Raw genomic sequence first — 9,372 nt, 5'->3', positions numbered from 1 at the left:
GGGCGTTGCTTGTCCGGATCCGGAGGCCGTCACGTTGTGTGACGTTAGGTCACTCATATGCGCGGGGGCCACCGGCACAAAAGGCCGACGACGGCACTCACGTGAGTGCCGTCGTCGGCCTTGCTGCTGGGCGTTACTGCGCTTCCGACGCGGCTACCTTGACTTTTAGGGCATCCTCCGGGGCTTCGTGCGGCACGGCGCCCGCCGACGACGGATGCGCTGCGACTGCCGCGGCGTGCTCGGCCAGCACCCCGGTCTGGTGGCGGATCTTCAGGCGGTAGAGCAGGGTCCCGCCAATGATCACGGCGGCCACGAATATCACCCCGCCCCACTGCAGGTACCACTCGAAGGGCGGCACCGAGTTGTAGATCTCCGGGCGGGGCCACACCAGATTCACCGTCATGGCCCCGCCCCAGAGGACCGCCACGATGTTCACCGGCAGTCCCCATTTGCCTGTTGTGAACCCGGATTCGGACTGTTCATCCCGCAGCGGCCACTGCTTCAGGAGCCGCTTCCGCAGCAGGGGAACCGTGACCAGGAGGTAGGACAGGTAGATCAGGACGATGCTGATGCTGGACAGAATGGTAAAGATGGCAGGCTGCGTGACGTTGACCAGCAGCGGGATGACGGCGATGACACCGATCACGATCGCCGCGACCTTGGGGGTCCTGCGGACCGGGTCCACCTTTCTGAGCTGCCGGCTGAACGGCAGGTTGTTGTCCCGGGCCATGGCGAACATCATGCGGATGGCGGCAGCGTGGACAGCCAGGGTGCAGACCACAACGGCCACCACGATGCATGCCAGGAAGGCCTTGCCGAAAGGCCCGCCGAGGACGGAGAGCACGATGTACTGGAGGCCGCCGTCGGCGGATCCCACCAGGGGGTCGTTCAGGTCCGGTGCGGCCAAGATGCCGAAGAACAGAATCAGCCCGCCCAGCACGAACGAGGCCGTGACGGCGCGCAGGATGGCCTTGGGTGCCGTGCGCTTGGGGTCCTTCGTTTCCTCGCCGAGGGAGCTGGCGGTGTCGAAGCCGTACATGACGTAGCCGGACGCCATGGCGCCGATCAGGAAGACGCCGAAGAAGCCCAGGTCGTGGCCCTCGCCGAAGCCGGCGGTGTCGAAGAAGACCTCGGGGCCCCGCACCACGTGCCAGCCCAGCGCCAGGATCAGCAGCACGGCCGCGGTCAGCTCTACGAAGACGCCGATGCTGTTGATCCTGGTCATCAGCTTCACGCCGAACGCGTTGATGAGCGTGGAGATGGTGATCATGATGGTGGCCAGCACCACGCCGTTCATGGCGAAGTCGTAGGGACCGGTGCCGTCACCGACGAACTGGAAGCCGGACCAGAGCTGCGGCAGGGTGAGCTGCAGGGCCAGCGCCACTGACCCGAGCGCCATGATGGAGGACAGCATCAGCAGCCAGCCGGCCAGCCAGGACGAGGTCCCGGACGAGAGCCGCTTGGCCCAGTTGTACACCGACCCGGCGACGGGGTACCGGCCCGCCAGTTCGGCAAAACACAGCGCCACCATCAGCTGGCCGACGAAGACGATGGGCCAGGACCAGGCGTACGCCGGTCCGGCCATGGAAAAACCAAAGTAGAACAGTTGGAAGACGCCGGTGAGGATGGAGATGTAGCTGACACCTGCGGCGAAGCTGGCAAACTTGCCGATGCTCCGGTCCAGGGTCTGGGTGTAGCCAAATTCGTCCATGCCGCTTGAATCAATACTCTTGCTGGGTTCCAAAATGTGAACTCCTATGTCAGAAAAGTACGACGATGCACCCCGCGGCCACCATTGGACGCGGGATCAAAAAGCCTCCAGAGTTCGCCTCTCAGGCGAAGGACGGGCTGAGCTCCACCCCTTCCCTTACAGCGCCATCGGTGTGGCCGGCGCGGATGAGGTCGGCCCGAATCAAATCAGCACAACGCTCGCCGATCATCATGACGGTGATGTTGGGATTGACGGTGACGTGTTCAGGCATCACGGAGGCATCCGCCACGCGCAGGCCGGTGACGCCCTTGACCCGCAGCTCGGGATCCAGCGGTGACATCCCGTCGTCGGGCGGCCCCATCCGGACCGTACCCACCGGGTGGTACACGGTGTTGTGGGTCTTGCGGATGTACTCCCGCAGCTCCTCGTCCGTCTGCGCCTCGACGCCGGGCGATAGCTCGCGGCCGGTCCATTCGGCCATGGCGGGCTGGGCGGCGATTTCGCGCGCCTTGCGGATGCCGGCCACCATGACCCGCATATCGTGGCCGTCGGGATCCGTGAAATAGCGCGGATCCACCATGGGCTTGTCGCGGAAATCGCGGCTGCGCAGCCTGACGGTGCCGCGGGAGCGGGCGTGCGTGACGTTCGGGGTGAGGGAAAAGCCGTTCTCGGTGGTCGGGTAGCCGTACCGCAGGGTGTTCATGTCGAACGGAACCGAACCGTAGTGCATCATCAGGTCCGGGCGGTCCAGGCCCTCCTCGGTGGGGGTGAAGATGCCGATCTCCCACCACTGGGTGGAGGTCTGCACCATGGGCTGTCTAGCCTCGAACTGGACCACGCCTTCGGGGTGGTCCTGCAGGTTTTCGCCCACGCCGGGGGAGTCCACCAGCACCTCGATGCCGTGCTGAGCCAGGTGGGCTGCCGGGCCGATCCCGGAGAGCATCAGCAGCTTGGGGGAGTCGATGGCGCCGGTGGACAGAATGACCTCGCGGTGGGCGGAGAGCCGGTGGGTCCGGCCGAAGGCGGAGTCCACCACGTCCACGCCGGTGCAGCGCTTGTCCGCGTCGAACACCAGCTGGCGGGCGCGGAGGCCCGTGAGCAGGGTGAAGTTTTCGCGGTCGATGATGGGATGGATGTAGGAGACCGAGCTGGAGGCCCGGGTGCCGTCCGCGCGACGGTTGATCTGGAAGAAGTTGGCCCCGTTGGTCACGGTGGTTCCGGTGTTGAACTTCGCACGGGGAATGCCCGTCTGTTCGCAGGCGTCCAGAAGCGCGACGCCGGCAGGGTCCACCGGGGGCACGTTCATCAGGTGCACGGGTCCGGAGTCCCCGTGGTGGGGTGCGTCCGGGCCGGCGTCCTCGTTGGTTTCCAGCCGCTTGTAGAGGCGCCAGGCGGCATCGGCGTTCCAGCCGGTGGCGCCGTGCTTTGACTCCCACTCGTCCAGGTCCTCGCGCGGTGCCCAGAAGGCGATGCAGGAGTTGTGGCTCGAGCAGCCGCCCATCACCTTGGCACGGGCGTGGCGCATGAAGGAGTTGCCGTTTTCCTGCGGTTCCACCGGGTAGTCCCAGTCGTAGCCGGATTCGAGCAGTTCCATCCAGCGGTCCAGTTGCAGGATTTCGGGCAGGTTGCGGTCATCCGGGCCGGCCTCCACGAGGGCCACGGTGACGTCCGGATCCTCGCTCAGCCGGGCGGCGACGGCGGCACCTGCGGATCCGCCGCCGATGACGATGTAGTCGAACCCACGCTCGGTGGCGTCGTCGATGGTGTCGTAGTGCATCTAGTTCTCCTTGCCGTGGTCGGCGAACCAGCCGGTCACCTGCGGGCTGGTGTTCTGGTAGATGTGCTTGGCTTCCTGGTATTCGGCCAGCCCTGTGGGGCCAAGCTCGCGGCCGACGCCGGACTGCCCGAAGCCGCCCCACTCGGCCTGGGGGAGGTAGGGGTGGTAGTCGTTGATCCAGACCGTGCCGTGCCGCAGCCGGGATGCCACGCGCTGCGCCTTGCCGGCGTCCTGGGTCCAGACTGCGCCGGCCAGGCCATAGATGGTGTCGTTGGCGGTAGCTACCGCTTCGTCCTCGGTGCGGAACGTTTCCACCGTCACCACCGGGCCGAACGCCTCGTCGATGACCACGGACATGCCTCTTTCCACCCGGTCCAGGATGGTGGGCTGGTAGTAGAACCCGCCGTCGTATTTTTCTCCTTGCGGCGCCGCGCCGCCGGTCCGCAGCCGAGCACCCTCCTGGATGCCGCGCTGAACGTAGGCGTGGACTTTGTCGCGGTGGGCCCCCGAAATCAGCGGGCCGGTTTCTGCCGCGTCATCGAATGGCCCGCCGAGCCGGACGTCCCGGGCACGCCGGACCAGCTCGTCCACGAAGCGTTCGGCAATCGATTCCTCCACCACCAGCCGCGCCCCGGCGGAGCAGACCTGCCCGGAGTGGACGAACGCGCCATTCAGGGCATTGTCGACGGCGGCATCGAAGTCCGCGTCCGCGAACACCACGTTGGGGTTCTTGCCGCCAAGCTCCAGGGCCACCTTCTTGACGGTGCCGGCGGCGGCCGCCGCGATGCGCTTGCCGGTTTCCAGCCCGCCGGTGAAGGACACGAGGTCGACGGCGGGGTGTTCCGAGAGCGGTGCGCCCGCCTCCGCGCCGGCGCCGGTCACGAGGTTGGCGACGCCGTCCGGCAGGCCGAGGTCCTGAAGCAGTTGCATGGCCAGGATGGCTGTGGACGGGGTCAGCTCGGAGGGCTTGAGGACGAACGTGCAGCCGGCGGCCAGTGCGGGCGCGATCTTCCACGCCGCCTGGAGCAGGGGGTAGTTCCACGGCGTGATCAGGCCGCAGACGCCAACGGGTTCGTAGACGATTTTGCTGACGACGGCGGGGTTCCCGGCGTCGACCATGCGGCCCGCCTGCTGCCCGGCGAGCCTGCCGAAGTACTCGAAGCAGGCGGCAATATCGTCCATGTCGATGCGGCTTTCGACCATGCGCTTGCCGGTGTCCAGCGACTCGGCGCGGGCGAACTTTTCCCGGCGTTCGCGCAGTCCGGCGGCGACTTTCAGGAGGAAGGTGCCGCGCTCGGGGGCCGGGATGTTCGACCAGGTTCCGGAGTCGAAGGCTGCACGGGCTGCGGCAATGGCGCGTTCCGCATCCTCCCGGCCGGCCTCCGAGACCGTGGCCACCAGTTCGCCGTCGGCGGGGTTTCGGATTTCGCGGACAGCGCCCGAGGCGGCTGCCTCCCAAGCACCGTTGATGAACAGGGTGGAGGCTGTTTCAGTTTTTTTGGTGTGGGGGACGTCCCGAAGGGGTGTGGCGTAAGTCATAGGAAGGACAGTAGCTGACATTGAACGAGTGTTCAATACTTTTTTGAACACTCGTTCAATGCTACGTGGCGGGCCTACTCCTTAAGCGGCGCGAAGGCGATCTGTTCCGTGCGGGCGATACTTCTCTGGATGGAGGCCTCATCAACGCCGAGAAGCGCCGTCAGCCACATGCCGTTTTGGATGACCACAATGTCGGCCGCCCGCTCCCGGCAGGCCTCCCAGGAGAGGCCGGGTAGGGCGTTGGAAACCAGTGCAGCGAGGCCGTCGAGATAGCGGTCGAAGGCCTCGGCGTTGATCTGGGCATAGCCCTCGTCCGCCTGGGCCAGGGCCCAAAGGTGGAGGCGCAGGGACAGATAACGGGTGGTCAGCAGGTCAGCGGCTGCCACTCGCCGCAGGGCCTGGCGCAACTGTTCCTCCGGGCCTGACGACGGGTCCGGCGCCACCAGCAGAAGGTCGTGCTCGTCGACCCGGCGCAGGGCAGCCCGTATCAGGCTCGTCTTGTCGTCGTAGTAGTAGTTCACCAGGCCAAGCGCGACGCCGGCTTCGCGGGCCACAGCCCGCATGCTCACACCCGAGATGCCGTGGCGGGACAGCAGATCCAGCGCCGCCTCGAGAATACGCGACTGTCTGTCCATCTGTTCGCCGGTGTTCACGGCCTTGGTCCCCATCTGGCCAGACTATTGCCTAAGCCCTACCAAGTGCACTTTCAGGGGCCGCATGACCGGGGTCTCCCCGTGGCGCACCAAAAGAAGCGGGGGTGCCAGCCGGACCCGAAGGAGGTGCCGGCGATTCCGGCGGCATGGCTGCAGTCATCAGGATCAAGCGTAAGACGCACAGCGGCCTGAGAGCAGGGAATCTGGACAAATCTCTCGATCCCCGCCCTGTAGAGGTCTACCGTAGAGGAGTGAGTGATCGCCCCGATATCTTCACCGTTGGTGAACTGCGTGCCTCCGGCCACGTGCACAAGGACCTGCGCCGCGAAATCCGCGACAACCTGCTCGCCGCGCTCGCCGCCGGCACCGATCCCTGGCCCGGGATGTTCGGTTTCAGCCGGACCGTCCTGCCCCAGCTCGAGCGGGCCCTGCTCGCCGGCCACGACATCGTCCTGCTCGGCGAACGGGGGCAGGGCAAGACCCGGCTGCTGCGCACCCTGGCCGGGCTGCTGGACGAGTGGTCGCCGGTGATCGAGGAATCGGAACTCAACGAACACCCGTACGAACCCATCACCGAGCAATCCCGTGCCCGCGTCCTCACCGAAGGGGACCGGCTGCGGGTGGCCTGGCGCCACCGCTCCGAACGGTACGTCGAAAAGCTCGCGACGCCGGACACCTCCGTCGCCGACCTGATCGGGGACATCGACCCGATGCGCGTGGCCGAGGGCCGACGCCTCGGGGACCCGGAAACCATCCACTACGGCCTGGTCCCGCGTTCAAACCGCGGAATCATAGCCATCAACGAGCTGCCCGACCTCGCCGAGCGCATCCAGGTTTCGATGCTGAACGTGATGGAGGAACGCGACATCCAGATCCGCGGCTACGTGCTGCGCCTGCCGTTGGACGTCCTCGTGGTCGCGTCCGCCAACCCCGAGGATTACACGAACCGCGGCCGGATCATCACGCCGCTGCGGGACCGCTTCGGCGCCGAGATCCGCACCCACTACCCCCTGGAGCTTGACGACGAGGTGGCCGTCATCAAGCAGGAGGGGCAGCTGGTGGCCGGCGTCCCGCCCGTCATCCTCGAGATCCTGGCCCGTTACACCCGGGCGCTGCGGCAGTCCCCGGCGATCAACCAGACCTCCGGGGTGTCCGCACGCTTCGCCATCGCGGGCGCCGAAACCGTCGCCGCGGCAGCCCTTCGCCGGGCCAGTGTGCGCGGCGAGGATGAGGCCGTGGCCCGGATCATCGACCTGGACGCGGCGGTGGAAGTCCTAGGCGGCAAGATTGAGTTCGAGTCCGGTGAGGAAGGGCGTGAACAGGAGATCCTGGACCATCTCCTGCGCATGGCCACCGCGGAAGCTGTGCGGGCGCACTTCCATGGCATCGACATGGGGCAGCTTGTGGCCGCGCTCGACGGCCACACCACGGTGACCACCGGGGAACTGGTCACCGCGCGGGAGTTCCTGGACAACCTCCCGTCGCTCAACGGCTCCCGCCTCTACGACGACATCAGTGAGCGCCTGGGGGCGACGAACGACGGGCAGCGAGCCGCCGCCGTCGAACTGGCCTTGGAAGGCCTCTACCTCGCACGGCGGATCGCCAAGGAGTCCGACGACGAGGCGACGGTTTACGGCTAAAAGCTACCTCGCGTAGTTCGAAAGCTTGAGGACAGGAGGGCCATGAGCGTTCACAACCGGTCCAGGTACAGCCGGTACAGGGGCGGGCCGGATCCGCTCGCGCCGCCGGTGGACCTGGCGGAAGCGCTGGACGCCGTGGCCGAGGACGTCATGGCCGGCTACTCACCCCGGCACGCCCTCCAGGAGTACCTGCGCCGCGGCGGCCGCAGCCGCGAAGGCCTGGACGACCTCGCCGGCCGCGTCCAGCAGCGCCGCAAGGACCTCCTGGGCCGGCACAAGCTGGACGGCACCCTGAACGAAGTCCAGAAACTGCTGGACACCGCGGTGCTGGAGGAACGCAAACAGCTGGCCCGCGACGCGATGATGGACAACACAGACCGCTCCTTCCGGGAGATGCAGCTGCAGAACCTGCCCCGGTCCACGGCTGCAGCGGTCAACGAACTGGCCTCCTACGACTGGCAGTCGAGCACGGCCCGGGAAGCCTACGAGCGGATCAAGGACCTGCTGGGCCGCGAGGTCCTTGACCAGCGGTTCGCCGGCATGAAGCAGGCGCTGGAGAACGCCACCGATGAGGACCGTGCGGCCGTCAACGAGATGCTGCAGGACCTCAACGGGCTCCTCGACAAACACCGGCGCGGCGAGGACACCGACATGGACTTCCAGAACTTCATGGCCAAACACGGCCACCACTTTCCCGAGAATCCACAGTCCGTCGAGGAACTGATCGACGCCCTCGCCCAGCGCGCGGCCGCAGCCCAGCGGATGCTGCAATCCATGTCCAAGGAGCAGCGGGAGGAGCTGATGAACCTCTCCGCCCAGGCGTTCGGCTCGCCCCAACTCATGGCCCAGCTCGGCCAACTCGACGACAACCTGCGCGCTCTGCGCCCCGGCGAAGACTGGACCGGCTCCGAACGCTTCGAGGGCGAGGAGGGGCTCGGCCTGGGCGACGGCACGGGTATGCTGCAGGACCTCGCCGAGCTGGACGAGCTGTCCGAGCAGCTCTCCCAGTCCTACAACGGATCCAGCCTGGACGACCTGGACCTCGACGCGCTCGCCCGCCAGCTCGGGCAGGATGCCGCCGTGACGGCACGCACCCTTGCGGAGATTGAGCGCGCAATGCACGACGGCGGGTACCTCCAACGCGGGGCGGACGGCGATCTCCGGTTGTCACCGCAGTCCATGCGGCGGCTCGGGCGGGCGCTGCTGCGGGATACGGCGAAGCGACTCTCCAGCCGGCAGGGGCGCCGGGACACGCGCGTTGCCGGGGCAGCGGGGGAGCAGACCGGCTCCAGCCGCCCGTGGGAGTTCGGTGACGCCGAGCCGTGGGACGTTACGCGGACCATCACCAACGCGATCCGCCGGACGATTGCCGACGGCGGAGACCCGGGCAGCGGGCTGCGCCTCGCCGCGGACGACATTGAGGTGGCGGAAACTGAGGCGCGCACCCAGGCCGCCGTGGTCCTGCTCGTGGACGTGTCCTTCTCGATGGCCGCCCAAGGACGCTGGGTGCCCATGAAACGAACCGCGCTCGCCCTGCACCACCTCATTACAACGCGCTTCCGCGGCGACCGGCTGCAGCTGATCACGTTCGGCCGTTACGCGCAGCCCATGGACATTGGCGAGCTCACCGCCTTGCCGCCCTTCCAGAGCAAGGGAACCAATCTGCACCACGGTTTACTGCTGGCCGGCCGGTTCTTCCGCAAGCACCCGTCCATGCAGCCGGTCCTCTTGGTGGTGACCGACGGCGAACCAACCGCGCACCTGCTTCCCGGCGGCGAGACCTGGTTCGACTACCCGCCGGACCCGGAGACCATCCGGATCACCGTGGCCGAACTGGACCGCCTGGGGCGTGCCGGCACCCAGGCCACCTTCTTCCGGCTCGGCGACGATCCAGGCCTGGAACGGTTCGTCCAGCGGATGGCGCGCCGGGTTGGCGGCCGGGTGGTGGCGCCCGAGACCGATGATCTGGGGGCCGCCGTGGTGGGGGAGTACCTCCGCGCCCACTTCCGGGGCCGTCCCTACGATGACGCCGACTGGGCACAATAGGTGGCC

General features: G+C 67.2%; 6 protein-coding genes. 2 read left to right on the top strand and 4 right to left on the bottom strand.

Annotation, left to right across the window (positions count from 1 at the left end; translation table 11 throughout):
- Positions 1-133: 133 nt before the first annotated feature.
- From ACQCS0_RS18580 to ACQCS0_RS18565, 4 genes are all read right to left on the bottom strand, one after another.
- Positions 134-1,711 carry an APC family permease gene (locus tag ACQCS0_RS18580; RefSeq protein ID WP_426939953.1) on the bottom strand — a complete coding sequence of 526 codons (1,578 nt, stop codon included), beginning with the start codon at positions 1,709-1,711 and terminating at the stop codon, positions 134-136.
- A gap of 121 nt (positions 1,712-1,832) precedes the next feature.
- On the bottom strand, positions 1,833-3,488 hold the full coding sequence (locus ACQCS0_RS18575) for a GMC family oxidoreductase N-terminal domain-containing protein (RefSeq protein ID WP_354154428.1): 1,656 nt from the start codon (positions 3,486-3,488) through the stop codon (positions 1,833-1,835).
- On the bottom strand, positions 3,489-5,027 hold the full coding sequence (locus ACQCS0_RS18570) for an aldehyde dehydrogenase family protein (protein ID WP_354154612.1): 1,539 nt from the start codon (positions 5,025-5,027) through the stop codon (positions 3,489-3,491). It abuts the gene before it with no gap.
- 74 nt (positions 5,028-5,101) lie between these two features.
- Positions 5,102-5,695, bottom strand: coding sequence for a TetR/AcrR family transcriptional regulator (locus ACQCS0_RS18565; RefSeq protein ID WP_354154429.1), 594 nt, complete (start codon positions 5,693-5,695; stop codon positions 5,102-5,104).
- 236 nt (positions 5,696-5,931) lie between these two features.
- On the opposite strand from ACQCS0_RS18565, the gene ACQCS0_RS18560 reads away from it, so the two are divergent.
- On the top strand, positions 5,932-7,320 hold the full coding sequence (locus ACQCS0_RS18560) for a sigma 54-interacting transcriptional regulator (RefSeq protein ID WP_354154430.1): 1,389 nt from the start codon (positions 5,932-5,934) through the stop codon (positions 7,318-7,320).
- A 42-nt stretch (positions 7,321-7,362) separates the two neighbouring features.
- Positions 7,363-9,366, top strand: coding sequence for a VWA domain-containing protein (locus tag ACQCS0_RS18555; protein ID WP_354154431.1), 2,004 nt, complete (start codon positions 7,363-7,365; stop codon positions 9,364-9,366).
- Positions 9,367-9,372 lie beyond the last annotated feature (6 nt).

The sequence above is a fragment of the Pseudarthrobacter sp. S6 genome (assembly GCF_050156575.1).
Classification (GTDB): domain Bacteria; phylum Actinomycetota; class Actinomycetes; order Actinomycetales; family Micrococcaceae; genus Arthrobacter.
Note: the sequence above shows the minus strand (reverse complement) of the source record. Positions and strands in the feature narration are given on the sequence as shown.

Excerpts from the sequence above, each read along its gene's own strand:
- ACQCS0_RS18580 (WP_426939953.1), bottom strand. The coding sequence starts at position 1,711 with ATGGACGAATTTGGCTACACCCAGACCCTGGACCGGAGCATCGGCAAG.
- ACQCS0_RS18575 (WP_354154428.1), bottom strand. The coding sequence starts at position 3,488 with ATGCACTACGACACCATCGACGACGCCACCGAGCGTGGGTTCGACTAC.
- ACQCS0_RS18570 (WP_354154612.1), bottom strand. The coding sequence starts at position 5,027 with ATGACTTACGCCACACCCCTTCGGGACGTCCCCCACACCAAAAAAACT.
- ACQCS0_RS18565 (WP_354154429.1), bottom strand. The coding sequence starts at position 5,695 with ATGGGGACCAAGGCCGTGAACACCGGCGAACAGATGGACAGACAGTCG.
- ACQCS0_RS18555 (WP_354154431.1), top strand. The coding sequence starts at position 7,363 with ATGAGCGTTCACAACCGGTCCAGGTACAGCCGGTACAGGGGCGGGCCG.